Below are 15,192 nucleotides of genomic sequence, written 5' to 3'. Positions count from 1 at the left end.
GGCGCGGCCCCCGCGACCGCCCCGTGCCGGAGCGGCGGCGTGGCGGGGGCGGGACGCCGGCTCCGGGCCTTCGGCCGGCGTGGCGCGCAGGAACCGCTCCTGTTCCAACCCGTGCGGGAAGGCGCTGCCCGTGGAAGACGGAGGAAGCGGTGAACTAGAAGGTTTTTCTAGAAAGTTACACTGGGTCGCATGAGCCCCAAGCAGCGACGCGGGGAGGCGACGGCCGACCTGCTCCTGGACGCCGCGCTGCGCGTGCACGCCGTCGCGGGAGAGCACGGCCTGACCGTCACCGCGGTCACCGCGCTCAGCGGGGTGAGCATGGGCAGCCTGTACCACCACTTCGGCAGCGTCGAGGGGCTGGCGAGCGCGCTCCACACCCGCTGGAACACCCGCCTGCTGGAGGCCCTGCTGACGGCGCTCGAGCCCACGCGCACCCTGCACACCGGCGTCCGGGCGCTCGTACGGGCGTACCTGACGTTCATCCAGGAGCACCGGGACGCCGCCCTCTTCCTGCACTCCTCCGGCACCTCGCGGGCGGCGATGCGCCAGGGGCGGCAGGTGCACGAGACGCAGGAGGCGAGGCTGTCGGGGTTCGCCGGCTGGCTGGGGCCCCGCATCGCGGCCGGGGACATCGCGGCGCTGCCCGCCCCGCTGATCGAAGCCCTGGTGATGGGCCCGATCGTGGCCACGGCCCGGCGCTGGCTGTCCGGCGTCGAGGACGTCGACCTGGCGGAGGCGGCCCGTCTGCTGCCGGACCGCATCTGCCGCTCGCTGGCCCCCTGAGGGCCCCGCCGGGTCGTTGCCCTGCGGCGCCGGCGCCCGCACAGTTGAGCGTATGGACCCGGCACAGGCACGCGCATGGCTCGCCACCGCTCTCGCCGAGGCCCGCACCGGGCTCGCGGAGGGCGGCATCCCGATCGGCGCGGCGCTCTACGCGGCCGACGGGACGCTGCTGGGGAGGGGCCGCAACCGGCGGGTGCAGGACGGGGACCCGTCCCTGCACGCGGAGACGGCCGCGTTCCGTGCGGCGGGACGGCAGCGGTCCTACCGGGGGACGACGATGGTGACGACGCTCTCGCCCTGCTGGTACTGCAGCGGTCTCGTCCGCCAGTTCGGGATCTCCCGGGTCGTCGTCGGGGAGGCGTCCACCTTCCACGGCGGCCACGACTGGCTGGCGGAGCACGGCGTGGAGATCGTGCTCCTGGAGGACCCGGAGTGCGTGCGCCTGATGAGCGGCTTCGTACGGGACCGTCCACGGCTGTGGCGGGAGGACATCGGGGAGTAGCCGGCCCCGGGAGGGACGGCCCGGGGCACATGGGGTGCCCGGGGGCACATGGGGCCCTACTCCCCCGCCCCCAGGTTCTCGATGAGGCGTTCGAAACGGGTCCGCCAGGCCTGCTCCGACTCCCCCTCGCCCTGGAACTCGTGGGTGAAGCGGAGCAGCGAGCCGGCCTCGCCGTCCGGCTCCAGGTGGAAGCGGATCCGGCCGCCGCCGTCCACGGTGTACTCGGCGACCCGGTCGACGTCCCAGGCGGTGATGTGCCCGCTGCCGAGGCCGTGCAGGCTGACCGCGCCGCCGAGCCGGGGTTCCAGCTCGTCGGCGCGGGTGAACCAGAGCGCGAGCCCCTGCGGGGTGGACAGCGCCGGCCAGACCGCCCCCATGGGCCGGGGAAGCCGGACCAGGAAGCCGAGGATGTGCGTGTTGCCGTGGGTCTGGCTGGTGCCCTGTTCGATGCAACCGGTCATACCACCCGTGTTCCCCCGGGCGACAGGGCTTAGCGGCCCTCAGACGCCCGCGTACGAGTGCTTGCCGCTCACGAAGATGTTCACGCCGTAGTAGTTGAACAGGTAGCAGGCGAAGGCGATCAGCGCGATGTACGCCGCCTTGCGGCCCTTCCAGCCCGCTGTGGAGCGGGCGTGCAGGTAGCCGGCGTAGGCGACCCAGGTGATGAAGGCCCAGGTCTCCTTGGGGTCCCAGCCCCAGTAGCGGCCCCACGCCGACTCGGCCCAGATGGAGCCCGCGATGATCGTGAACGTCCACAGCGGGAAGACGCCCGCGTTGATCCGGTAGGCGAACTTGTCCAGCGACGCGGCCGAGGGCAGCCGCTCCAGCACCGACTTCGCGAAGGAGCCGGGCTCGCCGCCACCGGCCAGCTTGTTCTCGTAGGAGTCCTTGAAGAGGTAGGCGAGCGTGCCGACCGCGCCGACGTACAGGGCCGCGCCGCAGAAGATCGCGGTGGAGACGTGGATGTAGAGCCAGTACGAGTGCAGGGCGGGGACCAGCTGGTCGCTCGCGGTGTACAGGACGGTGACGGCGAGGCCCAGGTCGAGCAGGACCGTGGTGGTCAGGAACAGGCCGATCCAGCGCACGTTCTTCTTCAGGGCGAGCAGCGCGAGGTACACGCCGACCGCGACCGTGGAGAAGGTGATGTTGAACTCGTACATGTTGCCCCACGGCGCCCGCTCCACGGAGGCCGCGCGGGCGACGACGCCGCCCAGCTCCACGAGGAAGGCGAGCACGGTGAGCGAGACGGCGATCCGGCCGTACAGGTCGCCCTGCTGGTCACCGCCGTGCGCGCCCGGCCCGTCGGGCATGTCACGGGAGCCGGAGGCGGACCGCACGACGACCTCGGGCCGCTCCAGGACGGCGGTGCCACCGGCGGACCTCACCGCCACGGCCGGGCCCGCGGCCCGGGCCGTCTCCCCCTTGGCGGTCAGCGCCGCGGCCGTGCGGGCCACCTTGCTGCGGCTGCCGAAGAGCCACTCCGCGATGTAGGCGAAGAAGGCCAGCATGTAGACGGCCATCGAGGAGTAGATCAGCGTGTTGCTGAGGTGTGCGAGATTTTCGTTGGTGGCGACGGCCAGCTGCGTGGCTGCGGGAGTCACTTCTTCTCAGCCCCTTCGGCGGGTACGGGGGTGACGGCGCCCGGCTCCGGGTCGGAGTCGGTGACGGCTTGGGTGGGTGCCTTGTCGTGGACCAGGGCGGCCAGCGCGCCGACCTCCTCGGGGAGCTTCGCCGACTCGCTGCGGCCCAGACCGGCCACCTCGACGACCGTCACCCCGTCGGCGCCCCGCACCGCGCGCACCCAGACCCGGCGGCGCTGGATGAACAGCGATCCGGCCAGTCCGAAGATCGCGGAGACGGCCCCGGTCAGTGCCCAGCCGGTGCCGGGCTGCTGGACGATCTGGAAGCCGGCCCACTCCTTGATGTCCTTGTCGAAGGTGATGGAGCCGGCCCCGTTCGGCAGGGCCAGGCTCTCGCCGGGCAGCAGCATCTTCTTCAGGATGTTGCCCTGGGCGTCCTTGAACGGCTTCAGGTTCGGGTTCTTGGTGTCCAGCTGGTAGACGTTCTGCGGGGTGCCCGCGTCCACGCCCAGGTCTCCGTGGTAGGCGCCCACCGACAGGACGGGGAAGTTCAGCGCGGGGAACTGGGAGAACATCGTGCCCTTGCCCGCCCCGGCGAACGTCGGCACCAGGACCGCCGCGAAACCGAGCTGCTCGCTCTTGCCCTGCGGGTTGCGGTAGCCGTCCATCACCTTGATCGCGCCCTGCGAGGTGACGTTGGAGTCCAGCGGCAGCAGCGGCACGGCCTGGTGGTAGACCACGTTGCCCTTGCCGTCGCGCACGGTGACGGTCGGGGCGTAGCCGTGGGCGACCAGGTAGACCTTGGCGTCGTCGATCTCCAGCGGCTCGTTGACCTTGATGATCTTGTGCCGTTCCTTGCCGTCGGCGCCCACGCTGTAGTCGATGGCCGCCTGGTAGGTGCGCGGCGTGCCCTTGTTGGGGCCGCTGGTCTCGTAGGTGCCGGTGAACTTCTCCAGGTTGAAGCTGAAGGGGACCAGGCTGTCGTCGTTGAACAGGTTCCCGGACTTGAAGTCGTCGTACTGGGTGAGGGTGTTGGCGAAACCGTCGCCCTCGACGATCAGCTTGTTGCCCTCGGTCTTGAACAACTGGCCCCAGCCGAAGGCGACCAGCAGCACGATCAGCGCGATGTGGAAGAGCAGGTTGCCGGCCTCACGCAGGTAGCCCTTCTCGGCGGCGACCGCGTCCCCGGCCAGGTGGGCGCGGAAGCGGCGCTGCCTGAGCGTCTTCAGCGCGGCCTCGCGGACCTCTTCGGGCGCGGCGGCCGTGCGCCAGGTGGCGTACGCGGGCAGCCGGGTCAGCCGCTTGGGCGCGCCCGGCGGGCGGCTGCGCAGCTGGCCGGTGAACTGCCAGGTGCGCGGCACGATGCAGCCGATGAGGGAGACGAACAGCAGGATGTAGATGGCGGAGAACCACACCGAGCTGTAGACGTGGAAGAGGCCGAGCTTGTCGTAGAGGGGCGCGAGCGTGGTGTGGTTCTGCCGGAAGGTCTCGACCTTCAGCGCGTCGCTGCCGGTCTGCGGGATCAGCGAGCCGGGGATGGCGCCGAGGGAGAGCAGGAACAGCAGGAGCAGCGCGACCCGCATGGAGGTCAGCTGCCGCCAGAACCAGCGGGTCCAGCCGAGCACCTCCCGTCCCGTCCAGGCGAGCCGGCCGGCCAGGCCGGGGGCGCGGTTGCCGCCGAAGGAGCCGGGGACGGCCGTCTCGGTGGGCGCGGTGGACAGCTGCGAGCCGGCCGCGCCCAGGTCGTCCTCACCGGGGGGAGGCACGGCCGGGTTCTCGTCGGCGCTCGTGCCGGGTGTCGTCTTGCTCATGGATCAGATCCCCACAGTGAAGCCGCTGGACCAGGTCTGCATCTCCTGCACCAGCCGGTCCCAGGCGCCGGTGAGCAGCAGCACACCGGTCACGATCATCATCGTGCCGCCGATGCGCATCACCCAGACATAGTGGCGCTTGACCCAGCCGAAGGCGCCGAGGGCCTTGCGGAAGGCGATGGCGGTGAGCACGAACGGTATGCCGAGTCCGGCGCAGTAGGCGACGGTCAGCAGGGCGCCGCGCCCGGCGCTGGCCTCGTTGGAGGAGAGCGCCACGACGGAGGCGAGGGTCGGGCCGATGCACGGGGTCCAGCCGACGCCGAACAGGGCGCCGAGGACGGGTGCGCCCACCAGGCCGGTGGCCGGCCGCCGGTGGAAGCGGAACTCCCGCTGGGTCAGCCAGGGCATCAGGCCCATGAAGAAGACGCCCATGAGGATCATGAGCACACCCAGCACCTTGGACAGCGTCCCCTTGTAGTCCTGGAGGGTCTGCCCGAAGAACCCGAACAGCGCGCCGCCGGAGACGAACACCACGGTGAAGCCGAGCACGAAGAGCGAGGCGCCCACGGTCATCCGCCCGCGCCGCGCCTCGGCCAGGTCGGTGCCGGTGACGCCGGTCACGTACGACAGGTAGCCGGGGACCAGCGGCAGGACGCACGGCGAGAAGAAGGAGACGAGCCCGCCGAGCACGGCGACGGGCAGCGCGAGCAGCAGGGCTCCGCTGAACACCGTCTGGTTGGGGTCAGTGGCTGCGGCCAGTAGCACGACGGCTCACTTCTCCGCGAGGACCGGGTCGAGCATCTTGCGCAGCTTCTCCTCGCTGAGCGCCTGCAGGGCGCGCGCCGCGATCTTCCCGTCCCGGTCGATGACGAGGGTGCTCGGGATGGCCTGCGGGTTGAGGGTGCCCTTCTTGAAGCGGAGCATCAGCTTGCCGGTGGGGTCGTACAGGCTCGGGTACGGCACCCCGTAGCTCTTCTCGAACTCCTGGGCCGGCTGGGTGCTGGTGTCGCGGGTGTTGATGCCGACGAACTGCACGTCCTTGGCGGCGGTGTCCTTGGCGACCTCGACCAGGTTGGGGGCCTCGGCGCGGCACGGCGCGCACCAGGAGCCCCAGACGTTGAGGACGACGACCTTGCCCTTGTAGGAGGCGACGTCGATCTGCTTGCCGTCGATGGTCTTGCCGGAGAGGTCGGGCGCGGGTTTGCGGTCGCCCTTCTTCACGGTCGCGATGCCGTCGGAGCCGGTGATGAAGTTGCTCTTTCCCGAGCCGCCGGAGGTGCCGCCGGAGCCGCAGGCGGTCAGGGCGAGTGCGAGCGCGGCGGTCCCGGCGGCGAGCAGGGCGGCGCGGCCGCGGGCACGGGTCGTGCGCGTGCGGTGCGGACGGGACGTACGGTTCGCCCGGTTCGAGCACTGGGGGGCGCGGCTGGCGGCACTCATGTGAAAAGTTTCGCATGCCTGTTCCGCGGATCTTGCGCGCCCCCCTGCCGGGCGGAAAACCGCATATCAGGCGGCGTTCGAGGTGCCCGTCCCGCTCTGCGTGCCGGTGCTGCCGGCGGTCCCCGGGCCGGTGTCCTTCATGAACTCCTTCCAGCCGCCCGCCGGCTGCCGCCCGACCTCGAGGGTGCGCAGCTTGGCCAGCACCTCCGGCTTCTGGACGTCCATCCAGTCGACGAACTGCCGGAAGGAGACCAGGCGCACGTCGGCGCCCTTGTCCCGCTCGGCCGCGATGTGCTTGAAGGCCTCCTCGACGGAGTCCATGTAGATGCCGCCGTTCCACTGCTCGAAGTGGTTGCCGATGAAGAACGGCGCCCGGTTCGTCTGGTACGCCCGCTGGAAGCCCTGGATGTAGGACTGGGCGGACTGCTTGCGCCAGCCGGGGTAGTTGGCGGGCGGCGCCTTGGTGGAGTTCACCGACTGGTTGGCGAGCATGTTGTAGTCCATCGAGAGGACCTCGAAGGAGTGGCCCGGAAAGGGGATCTGCTGCAGCGGCAGGTCCCAGATCCCCAGCTTCTTCTGCGGCCACACCTGGCGGCCGCCCGGCGAGGAGGCGTCGTAGCGCCAGCCCAGCTTCTTGGCCGTGGGCAGCAGGTTGTTCTGGCCGAGCAGGCAGGGCGTGCGGCCGCCGACCAGCTCCTTGTCGTAGTCGAAGGGCAGGGAGGGCAGGTCGGTCCAGCCGGTGTTGGTCCGCCACTGCTTCACGAACGCCTTGGCCTGGTCGATCTCGCTGCGCCACTGCCCCGGCGTCCAGTTCGCCACGGTGCCGTGACCGGAGCAGAAGTGGCCGTTGAAGTGGGTGCCGATCTCGTGGCCCTCGAGCCAGGCGCGGCGCACGTTGGTGAGCGTGGCCTTGATGTGCTCGTCGGTGAGGTAGCCGATGTCGGAGGCGCCGCGCGCGTTGTTCGGCGGCTCGTACATGCGCTTCTTCGACTCCGGCAGCAGGTAGAGCCCGGAGAGGAAGAAGGTCATGCTCGCCTCGTGCTGCTTGGCGAGGTCGAGGAAGCGCGGGAAGAGGCCGTTGCCCACCTCGCCCGCGCCGTCCCAGGAGAAGATGACGAACTGCGGCGGGGTCTGGCCCGGCTCCAGCGGGGTCGGCTTGGCGGGCTGGTGCGCCTGTTTGCCGGTGAACGACGTCGAGCCGTCACCGATGGGGCGGGCGGGCTGCTGCGAGCCCTTGCCCTGCGACCCCGCGCCCGAACCGGAACCGCCGGCACCGCCCGAGCCGTCCGAAGACTTGGAGCCGCCGCAGCCCGCGAGTCCGACGGCAGCAGCGGTGCCCGCGCCAAGGCCGAGTATTCCCCTCCGGGAGAAGGTGCGCATGAGATCCCCGATCCGTCACGTCCTGCGAATGCTGGTCACTCATTCAGAGGACGTGACGAACGACAGGGTTCCGTGAACCCATATGAATTTCACAACAAACGTAACGAAACTGTGCGTACGTGACCGAAGGCTTACGGTCTCCTTACGCTGCGTGCTCTATGGGGGCTGGGCCGGAGCTACGCCCCGAACGCCTTCCCCTGCCCCTTCACCGGCTTGGCACCCGCCAGGAGATGAGCCGGCACCAGGTCCCGGGCCGGCTCGCTGTAGCCGACGGAGACGATCCGGTCGCCCAGGTAGGTGAACGTCGTCAGCGAGGCCAGTGTGCACTGCCGCTTGCGCGGATCGTGCCACAGCCGCCGCCGCTCCACGTAGGACCGCACGATCCAGATCGGCAACTGGTGGCTGACGAGCACCGCTTCGTGCCCGCGCGCCCGGTCCTTCGCCGCGTTCAGCGCGCCCATCATGCGCACCACCTGGTCGACGTACGGCTCGCCCCAGGACGGCTTGAACGGGTTGACCACGTGCTTCCAGTTCCCCGGCCGGCGCAGCGCGCCGTCGCCGACGCCGAACGTCTTGCCCTGGAAGACGTTCTCCGCCTCGATCAGCCGCTCGTCGGCGGCGAGGTCGAGCCCGTGCGCCTTGGCGATCGGCGTCGCCGTCTCCTGCGCCCGCTCCAGCGGCGAGGCGACGACGTACGTGACGTCGCGGGGCGCGAGGTGCTCGGCGACCCGCTCGGCCATCTGCCGCCCCAGGTCGGACAGGTGGTAGCCGGGCAGCCGCCCGTACAGCACCCCGGTCGGGTTCTCGACCTCCCCGTGCCGCATGAGGTGGACGACGGTGACGTCCTTGTCGCCCATGCCGTTCTCCTTGTTCAGCCGCTCGCTCATGCCGTGGCCTCCGCCGCCGCGCGGGCCGCCGCCGGGAGGGCGTCGGCGATCCGCTGGAGCGCCTGCTCGTCGTGGGTGGTGGACACGAACCAGGACTCGAAGGACGACGGCGGCAGGTAGACGCCGTTCGCCAGCATCGCGTGGAAGAAGGCGGTGTAGCGGTACGACTCCTGCGCGCGGGCGTCGTCGTAGTTGCGCACCGGCCGGCCGGTGAAGAACACCGAGAACATGTTGGAGGCGTTCTGCACGGTGTGCGCGACGCCTTCCTTGGTCAGCGCCTCGGAGACCATGGCCTGGATCTGCTGCGAGACGGCGTTCACCTTGGCGTAGGCGGCGTCGTCGAGCAGCCGCAGCTGGGCGAGGCCCGCGGCGGTGGCGACCGGGTTCCCGGACAGGGTGCCGGCCTGGTAGACGGGCCCGGCCGGCGCGAGGTGCGCCATGACCTCGGCACGTCCGCCGAAGGCCGCGGCCGGGAAGCCGCCGCCCATCACCTTCCCGAAGGTCATCAGGTCGGGCTCGACCCCGTCCACGCCGTACCACCCGGCGCGGCTGGTGCGGAACCCGGTCATGACCTCGTCGGAGATGTACAGCGCGCCGTTCTCCCGGCACAGGTCCTTCAGCCCCTGGTTGAAGGAGGGCAGCGGCGGCACGACGCCCATGTTGCCCGGCGAGGCCTCGGTGATCACGCAGGCGATCTCGCCCGGGTGGGCGGCGAAGGCGGCGCGCACCGCTTCGAGGTCGTTGTACGGCAGGACGATCGTGTCGCCGGCCTGGGCGCCGGTGACGCCCGGGGTGTCCGGCAGCGCGAAGGTGGCGACGCCCGAGCCGGCGGCGGCCAGCAGCGAGTCGACGTGCCCGTGGTAGCAGCCGGCGAACTTGACCACCTTGGTGCGCTGCGTGAACCCGCGGGCGAGCCGGATCGCGGACATGGTGGCCTCGGTGCCGCTGGACACGAGCCGCACCTGCTCCAGCGGCCCCACCCGCCCGGTCATCTCCTCGGCGAGCGCGACCTCGCCCTCACCGGGCGTGCCGAAGGACGTACCGTGCGCGACCGCCTCCTGCACGGCGGCGATCACCTCCGGGTGGCTGTGCCCGAGGATCATCGGCCCCCAGGAGCACACGAGGTCGACGTACTCCCGCCCGTCGGCGTCCTTCAGGTACGGCCCGCTGCCGGACACCATGAACCGGGGCGTACCGCCCACGGCACGGAAGGCACGCACCGGCGAGTTCACGCCGCCGGGCGTGACCGCCGCCGCACGGTCGAACAGCGCCTGTGAGGCGGGGGCTTCGTATGGGTATGGCAGTTCGCTCATGACCTGCGACTTCTCCGACTTCTCCGACTTCTCGGTTCTCTCGGGGGTTTTCCGGTGCTGGCTGGGGCTTGCTGGGGCTCGGGCCGGGCGGCGGCTTCGGCGGATCCGGTGGGCGGTGCTGGGCGGCGCCCGGCGGGCCGTGACCTGTCCGGTGCCCTGTTCAGGGTAGGCCAGGGGGCGCGGGACGCCGGGAGCGGAGCGGGCCCGACCGCATACCCGGCCGCGGCCCGGTGGCCGAAGAAGCGGCTTCCGCCCGCCCCATCTGAGAAACTGGGCTCCTCGTACGTATGGACAGGTGCGCAGGGACGGGCGCGCGAGGACGTGCGCGCGGCGCCGGGCGCCCCTCACAGGTGCCTCGGGCCGGACGGACGGAGCAGGAGGAAAAAGTCGTGGCAGGGTCGTGCGGACGGCCACGAAGATCCCGCGGGGAGATGTTTCGACGCACGTTTCGGCGTGCGGCCGTGGGGGAGGTCACTGACACGATGATCGGGTTGCGCGGCCGGGGCCACGCGTCCTAGAAAAGCAGTCGGGTGGAGATATGCATCGCGGTGGCGGACTGGGCGAGGGGACTGACGACCTGGGTCCTCGGCGTGCCCGGCGGGGAAGGCACCGGCGCGACGCGGAGGAAACCGCCGCAGCACGTCAGGCACAGGGTGCACCGGGTGATCCCGAGCGGGCCGATCGCCTCCGGGCGGGGAGCAGGAATGGTGGTCGGGTGGGGGTGACCTACAAGTACTTCGGCGCACCGGACGGCGCGACCGCGGCCCGGGTCCCGATCTCGATGCGCCCCGAGGAACTCGGCGGCGACGAACTCGGCATGAACGGCATGTTCACCAAGATCAAGCCGGAGACCATGGCCGCCATGGTCCTCACCGGCATCGAGGGCGTCCCCCTCCACCGGGTCCCGCCCCTCGAACTGGTCGTCCTGCACCCCGACTACGCCGTCGTCAAACTCCCCATGACCGTCGTCGACCCCCTCCGCGACATCGGCGAGGAGGCGGTGGGCGCGGCGGCCTTCATCTGGTCCACGGTCCCGGACCGCGGGGGGCCGCGGGACGCGTTCAACGTGTACCAGTTGCTGCACGAGTGGCAGGACTTCAGCCATCGGTTGCATGAGGCGGGGCATCAGCCTTACTGCCTGGTGTGGCCCTGAGCTGGGGTTTCGTGAGGGGCGGGCGGGGTCTTCGGGCCTCGCCCTTTCACGTGCCGGGGAGGGGCCGTCAGGGGCCCGGGGCACATTGAGGGCACATTCGTGCAGCCGGGTTACTGACTACACCCTGGGCTTCTGGTGCTGGCTACTGACTGAAGACGTCGTCGATCATCTTGCGGGTCCGCGTCTGGCTGGACGACAGCGGGTGCGTGTACGTCCGCAGCGTGAAGTCCGGGTCCGAGTGGCTGGCGTACTCGGATTCCCGCCGGTCAGTCGCTCGGCCCAGTCAGCCCCCGTGGCCCCCTGCCATTCGAGCGGGACGCACCTGCTGAGTTTCGCGAGCCCGTCAAGAACCTTGGGCTCCTGACGGGCGATCCTCATCCAGAGAACCGCGAGGTCGGCGATAGCGTCGAGGTGCAGGCAGCCGCCTCACGCGCGCCAGGGTCGCGTCGGTGTCGGCGTCGCTCACGTCGATAAGGCGACCTGCTGTTAACTGAGCTCGCTGAGCAGCGTCGGCCCGCGCTTTCGCAACGGGTCTTGGCGGCATGGCCTACTCCAGGCCCTGATGACGTCGCTCTGCCTCTTGGTCTTCCCGCCGGGCGTCTGCTTCGTACGACTCCGCAAGCCCTTTGAGCAACTTTCGGGTTCGCGGCCACGCGCGTACGCGTTCGGCCTGCTCCCGGAAGGACCGGGCCAACTCCATCTCTTGCACTCCACCGTCTAGGAGCCCTCGGCTGGTCACACCTCGTTTGTTGTAGATGCCAATGCTGAGACCCCTTTCGAGATCGTTGCTATTGATCTCTTCAAGTAGATCTCGGACAGCTTCCGGAACTTGCAGGTCGTCCTGGTCGCGCGGGGCGAAAGCAAGGACCTGACCGATCTGCACGTCACCCACCCTGGCGCGATCCCTAGAAGCCAATTCTGCCCGTGCCGTCATGACCCACGTGCGCAGCGCAACCGGGTCGAGGGTCCCGTCGGCCTTAAGCCCTGGACACGTGCGCAACGCACGAAGGGCTTGATATGAATGGTTCGCAATATTGCGCCTATTCTCCTTCTCTACGGCATCTACCGTATCTTCGTCAGAAGCGGTGCTGGGACGGAAGGACCATGTCACCAAATCCGCGAACGCCTCAGGGTCCTCGACCAGCATCTTGTGGAGGATCGGAGCCTTAGCGTCGAATCCGAGCGCAGGCAAGAGTTGCCACTCCAGCCTGAGGATGCGTTGACGCCCGACCTGCTCGCAATGCCGTGCCAGCAGCGTGAATAGATCCTGGAAACGTGAACTGAGTCGCCCGATCTCAGGATCGCTCAACCTAGCTGCGATGAGGTCTTCGAGCCCGGTGACGACAATCTCAGCGACCTCTGGAGCACCCCCTTCCTTGTCGTAGAGGAGGATGAGGTCCAGCGCGGCTGCCGGACGGCCTGCACCCAGCAGCGACCGGGCGGCGTCAAGCGCTCGTGGGAAATTAGAGCCGAGCCCAAAGTAGGAGAACTCGCGCCAATAATGTCCCGCTACTTCCGGACTGAGTTCCGAGAGCTTGGACCACGCGGCGGCTGGTTCTGGGCCGAGTCGAAGGATCACTGCCTGAACATGCGGAAGCTCCGTAAGAGAAAGAAGTCTGTCGCGGAGATCATTCCCCCGAGCCCACATACGCCGACGCAGGTACCCAACGGCAACCTCCTTGGCTGGCGAGGCGTCCTCCTCAAGCCATGACAGCAGCTCTTGGTCATGGTCATCGGAGTGCTCGGCAAGAGCGATGCCCACCAGGTCGGCGAACTCTGCTACGGAAGCCAGCTCGACAAGAGCCGTCAGCCCTCCATTCACGACTATTTCCCCGACTGCGGCGGCCCGCCGGGCGAGGAGTTCCGCGTCGTAGGCAGCGAAGTCATCACGCCGCCTGATGTCGCCGAGCGTGATCCAACCGGATTGGAACAACCATGCGTATCGCCTCACCGGATTCCGAGGCTCCAGCGCTTGACATGCGGCTTGGAGGGGGGCCAGCTCGTCCGCAGGAAGCGCCCACGCGGCGTCCGCATACTCTTGGTGCCGGGCGACTTGGTCGCGCAGTGCGCGGTGGAGAACCGCGCGCTGATCGTCATCTTCCAGGTCGCCGCCCAGTTCAGTCAGTCCTCGCGCGACCTCAGCGCGGTGTTGGGGAGGGAGAACGTCGATTTTGCCGATCAGTTCGGCATACAGCTCGGGGGCAGCGTTGACCTCGTCCAGGAGTAGGTCGACCACGGCGGTGATCACACTCCATCGATCATGCGGGGTGACGACGGTGGCCCTTTTCCAATCACGGAAACGCGGACCAGGATGGCTCATCTGTATAGCGTGACTGTCAGGAATGAGCTGGAGGAGCAACTTGCGGCCGAGTGCTGGCTGCCTCCGCACCAGGCGTCGGATTACTCTTATGCGGTCCTCGGCATGGGCGGTCGTGTTCGGAGCCCATGCGCTGAGAATCCCCACCAGACTCGCGAGGGGACGATTCGAGAGCCGGCCGCCCGGGTCCACGACAGCCAGCGCAGTCAGTACGTCGACTGCGTCATCGAGGTGCTCCGGAGACCACGCCAGGCTCTCCAAGGACCACAAGAAGCTTGTATGAGGAGAGCTGGATCCAAGCCCCATGTTGTCAGGCTGGTTGTCTGTGAACATGGCGGTGTGAAGCGGCGTGGTGCCGCTGAGGCCCTCGTGCACCGCTTCCATGAACTCCTCCGGAGCGGCCTCAGCCAGCAAAGTGAGCACATCGCCCAGGGAACGCCACAGGCTATACGTGTCATCAGCATTGGCCTGTTTCAGCAGATCACGAACTAGCAACCGTGCCCACCGATCGCCCGTGACACCGCCCGGGCCCCGTAGGTCTGCGCCCAGGGTGCCCAGGAGGGCGAGCGACTGGGCGAGCCCGGCGCGAAGGGTGTGTGAGAAGCATCGTCGTATGCCCATCACCCCGGCCTTCCACTTCTCACCAGGGTCTAGGTCGAGGGTCGGATCTGTTTCAGTCAGTACCTCTAGAACTACCCTTCGGAAGAATTGAAGATCGTCACTGGTGAGAGACGTACCGAGCAACGCCCAGGCATCCTCGGCGGCGAGCACATGCCAAATTCCTTCCTGATAGCCAAGGAAGGGGATGTCGGCCCCGGCGGCGAGCTCCCGGGCTCGCTCCTGCAACTCGTCGTACTCAAGTCCCGAGCACTGCCCAACCACACGGCGGTCTTCCTGATTGTCTCCGGCCCAGGAGTTCACCAGGAGCAGCCGTCGGCGGACCACATCGAGAGTGGAGACCCGCTCCGGTGTGAGTGGCTCTGGGTGGTGGGCCAGGGCTCGCCGTAGCGCAAGCAGGCTGCGGCGACCGAGCGCGCCGAGTCGAGCCGCACGCTCACGCGGCATGTCGTTGGAGAGCAGCAGGGACTCGATGACTTGGCTGTGGAGCCTGGGTACCTTCACGTCGCACCGGGCGCCCGGCATCGCCGCCCACACCAACTGGTGAGGCTGCTGCTGCGGAATGTCCCGCGCGAGGGCCGGGTCGGCGAGGACCAGGATCAACGGCTGGCGCTGCGTGACCAGTTGCTCAATACCACTCCTGTCGGAAACAAACAGGACCCGCGCCCCCACCTGAGTGGCCCCCAGGATGCCTTCTTGCTCTAGGGCAGCGGCGACGAAAGCGCAGACTTCATCGGGACGCAGATCACCACCTAGCGTGGTTACCGACTGGCCGGTGGCGAGTAGGGCACCAAAGTCGGCGGCTGCCTTCTCTCTTCCTGCCAGCACCACCGTTCGGTCCAGCGGGATGCGCGTCGACCGGAGCCAACTGTCCGTCCACCACGAGTCCAGAGACCGCACGCCCGGCAGTGCCTTCCCCAGCCGGGCTGCAAGCCATGCCGTGGTGGCCGGCGCTTGCTCCAGCCATAGGTCGATCCCGTCGAGGTTGTACCCACGTACCTCCCGCCACCGACCATCTCCGGTGTGACGCTCGGCCCAGGTTCGAGCATCTCTCCACGTGTCGAGGACGACTTCTACGTAGGTGACGTCTTGGGTCGCGAGCCCCTTCGGGCCTTTGATTCTTTTCTCGTAGTCATCCTCGGCCTTGCTATTGCCGCCGCCAACAGACAGCTCCCACACCGAAGTTCCCTCGGGCACGAACGCCGACGGTCGCGACGCTGTGACGATGCCGTCGTATCCGCCGACGGCGGTTCCGGACCCGCCGGGCATGTCCAGCGATTCCAAGCCGCTTGCGGTCTCGGCTATCAAGCGCCTAACCTCGATCTTGCGTGACGGTCTGCCGACGGAGTCGGCGGACCGTTTTGCTTTGTCCGGTGGGTGATGGTCAGGCCGGTGGCCCGACTGTCGTGTC

The 15,192-nt window shown here is 68.9% G+C and carries 12 protein-coding genes and 1 pseudogene; 3 read left to right on the top strand and 10 right to left on the bottom strand.

The window, feature by feature from the left end; translation table 11 throughout:
• Positions 1-189: 189 nt before the first annotated feature.
• Both AB0G56_RS36740 and AB0G56_RS36735 read left to right on the top strand, forming a co-directional pair.
• Positions 190-783 carry a TetR/AcrR family transcriptional regulator gene (locus tag AB0G56_RS36740; RefSeq protein ID WP_360978856.1) on the top strand — a complete coding sequence of 198 codons (594 nt, stop codon included), beginning with the start codon at positions 190-192 and terminating at the stop codon, positions 781-783.
• 52 nt (positions 784-835) lie between these two features.
• The gene (locus tag AB0G56_RS36735) at positions 836-1,285 is read left to right on the top strand and encodes a nucleoside deaminase (protein WP_360978853.1); all 450 of its coding nucleotides are present in this window, start codon (positions 836-838) and stop codon (positions 1,283-1,285) included.
• 56 nt (positions 1,286-1,341) lie between these two features.
• Here AB0G56_RS36735 and AB0G56_RS36730 read toward each other — a convergent pair whose 3' ends face one another.
• The 8 genes from AB0G56_RS36730 to hemL all read right to left on the bottom strand — a co-directional run bounded on the left by AB0G56_RS36730 (position 1,342) and on the right by hemL (position 9,693).
• Positions 1,342-1,746 carry an SRPBCC domain-containing protein gene (locus tag AB0G56_RS36730; RefSeq protein WP_360978850.1) on the bottom strand — a complete coding sequence of 135 codons (405 nt, stop codon included), beginning with the start codon at positions 1,744-1,746 and terminating at the stop codon, positions 1,342-1,344.
• Between the two features lie 39 nt (positions 1,747-1,785).
• Positions 1,786-2,886: a c-type cytochrome biogenesis protein CcsB gene (gene ccsB / locus AB0G56_RS36725; protein WP_360978847.1), complete on the bottom strand. Its 1,101-nt coding sequence runs from the start codon at positions 2,884-2,886 to the stop codon at positions 1,786-1,788.
• Positions 2,883-4,676 (bottom strand): cytochrome c biogenesis protein ResB, encoded by a 1,794-nt coding sequence (locus AB0G56_RS36720; protein ID WP_360978844.1) that lies wholly within the window; start codon positions 4,674-4,676, stop codon positions 2,883-2,885. The genes ccsB and AB0G56_RS36720 overlap by 4 nt, the downstream gene beginning before the upstream one ends.
• Before the next feature lie 3 nt (positions 4,677-4,679).
• Positions 4,680-5,441 carry a cytochrome c biogenesis protein CcdA gene (locus AB0G56_RS36715; RefSeq protein ID WP_360978841.1) on the bottom strand — a complete coding sequence of 254 codons (762 nt, stop codon included), beginning with the start codon at positions 5,439-5,441 and terminating at the stop codon, positions 4,680-4,682.
• A gap of 6 nt (positions 5,442-5,447) precedes the next feature.
• Entirely contained in the window at positions 5,448-6,113 is a 666-nt protein-coding gene (locus tag AB0G56_RS36710; RefSeq protein WP_360978838.1) for a TlpA disulfide reductase family protein, read from the bottom strand.
• A 66-nt stretch (positions 6,114-6,179) separates the two neighbouring features.
• The gene (locus AB0G56_RS36705) at positions 6,180-7,493 is read right to left on the bottom strand and encodes a hypothetical protein (protein WP_360978835.1); all 1,314 of its coding nucleotides are present in this window, start codon (positions 7,491-7,493) and stop codon (positions 6,180-6,182) included.
• 176 nt (positions 7,494-7,669) lie between these two features.
• Positions 7,670-8,380 carry a histidine phosphatase family protein gene (locus AB0G56_RS36700; RefSeq protein ID WP_360978832.1) on the bottom strand — a complete coding sequence of 237 codons (711 nt, stop codon included), beginning with the start codon at positions 8,378-8,380 and terminating at the stop codon, positions 7,670-7,672.
• Entirely contained in the window at positions 8,377-9,693 is a 1,317-nt protein-coding gene (hemL, locus tag AB0G56_RS36695) for a glutamate-1-semialdehyde 2,1-aminomutase (RefSeq protein WP_360978830.1), read from the bottom strand. The genes AB0G56_RS36700 and hemL overlap by 4 nt, the downstream gene beginning before the upstream one ends.
• A gap of 538 nt (positions 9,694-10,231) precedes the next feature.
• On the opposite strand from hemL, the gene AB0G56_RS36690 reads away from it, so the two are divergent.
• Positions 10,232-10,846: a hypothetical protein gene (locus tag AB0G56_RS36690; RefSeq protein WP_360978827.1), complete on the top strand. Its 615-nt coding sequence runs from the start codon at positions 10,232-10,234 to the stop codon at positions 10,844-10,846.
• 67 nt (positions 10,847-10,913) lie between these two features.
• Here the strand turns inward: AB0G56_RS36690 and AB0G56_RS36685 are convergent.
• A pseudogene (locus AB0G56_RS36685) lies at positions 10,914-11,102 on the bottom strand (site-specific integrase); the annotation flags it as partial.
• Between the two features lie 291 nt (positions 11,103-11,393).
• On the bottom strand, positions 11,394-15,089 hold the full coding sequence (locus AB0G56_RS36680; RefSeq protein WP_360978825.1) for a hypothetical protein: 3,696 nt from the start codon (positions 15,087-15,089) through the stop codon (positions 11,394-11,396).
• Positions 15,090-15,192 lie beyond the last annotated feature (103 nt).

The sequence above is a fragment of the Streptomyces sp. NPDC021356 genome (genome assembly GCF_040641015.1).
In the GTDB taxonomy this organism is placed as follows: Bacteria; Actinomycetota; Actinomycetes; order Streptomycetales; family Streptomycetaceae; genus Streptomyces.
The sequence above is the reverse complement of the archived record's forward strand: the minus strand, read 5'-3'. Positions and strand labels throughout refer to the sequence as shown.

Bases quoted from the DNA above. Each gene is read 5' to 3' on its own strand.
- AB0G56_RS36700 (WP_360978832.1), bottom strand. From the start codon at position 8,380: ATGAGCGAGCGGCTGAACAAGGAGAACGGCATGGGCGACAAGGACGTC.
- AB0G56_RS36710 (WP_360978838.1), bottom strand. From the start codon at position 6,113: ATGAGTGCCGCCAGCCGCGCCCCCCAGTGCTCGAACCGGGCGAACCGT.
- AB0G56_RS36735 (WP_360978853.1), top strand. From the start codon at position 836: ATGGACCCGGCACAGGCACGCGCATGGCTCGCCACCGCTCTCGCCGAG.
- hemL (WP_360978830.1), bottom strand. From the start codon at position 9,693: ATGAGCGAACTGCCATACCCATACGAAGCCCCCGCCTCACAGGCGCTG.
- AB0G56_RS36705 (WP_360978835.1), bottom strand. From the start codon at position 7,493: ATGCGCACCTTCTCCCGGAGGGGAATACTCGGCCTTGGCGCGGGCACC.
- AB0G56_RS36720 (WP_360978844.1), bottom strand. From the start codon at position 4,676: ATGAGCAAGACGACACCCGGCACGAGCGCCGACGAGAACCCGGCCGTG.
- AB0G56_RS36740 (WP_360978856.1), top strand. From the start codon at position 190: ATGAGCCCCAAGCAGCGACGCGGGGAGGCGACGGCCGACCTGCTCCTG.
- AB0G56_RS36690 (WP_360978827.1), top strand. From the start codon at position 10,232: ATGCATCGCGGTGGCGGACTGGGCGAGGGGACTGACGACCTGGGTCCT.
- AB0G56_RS36730 (WP_360978850.1), bottom strand. From the start codon at position 1,746: ATGACCGGTTGCATCGAACAGGGCACCAGCCAGACCCACGGCAACACG.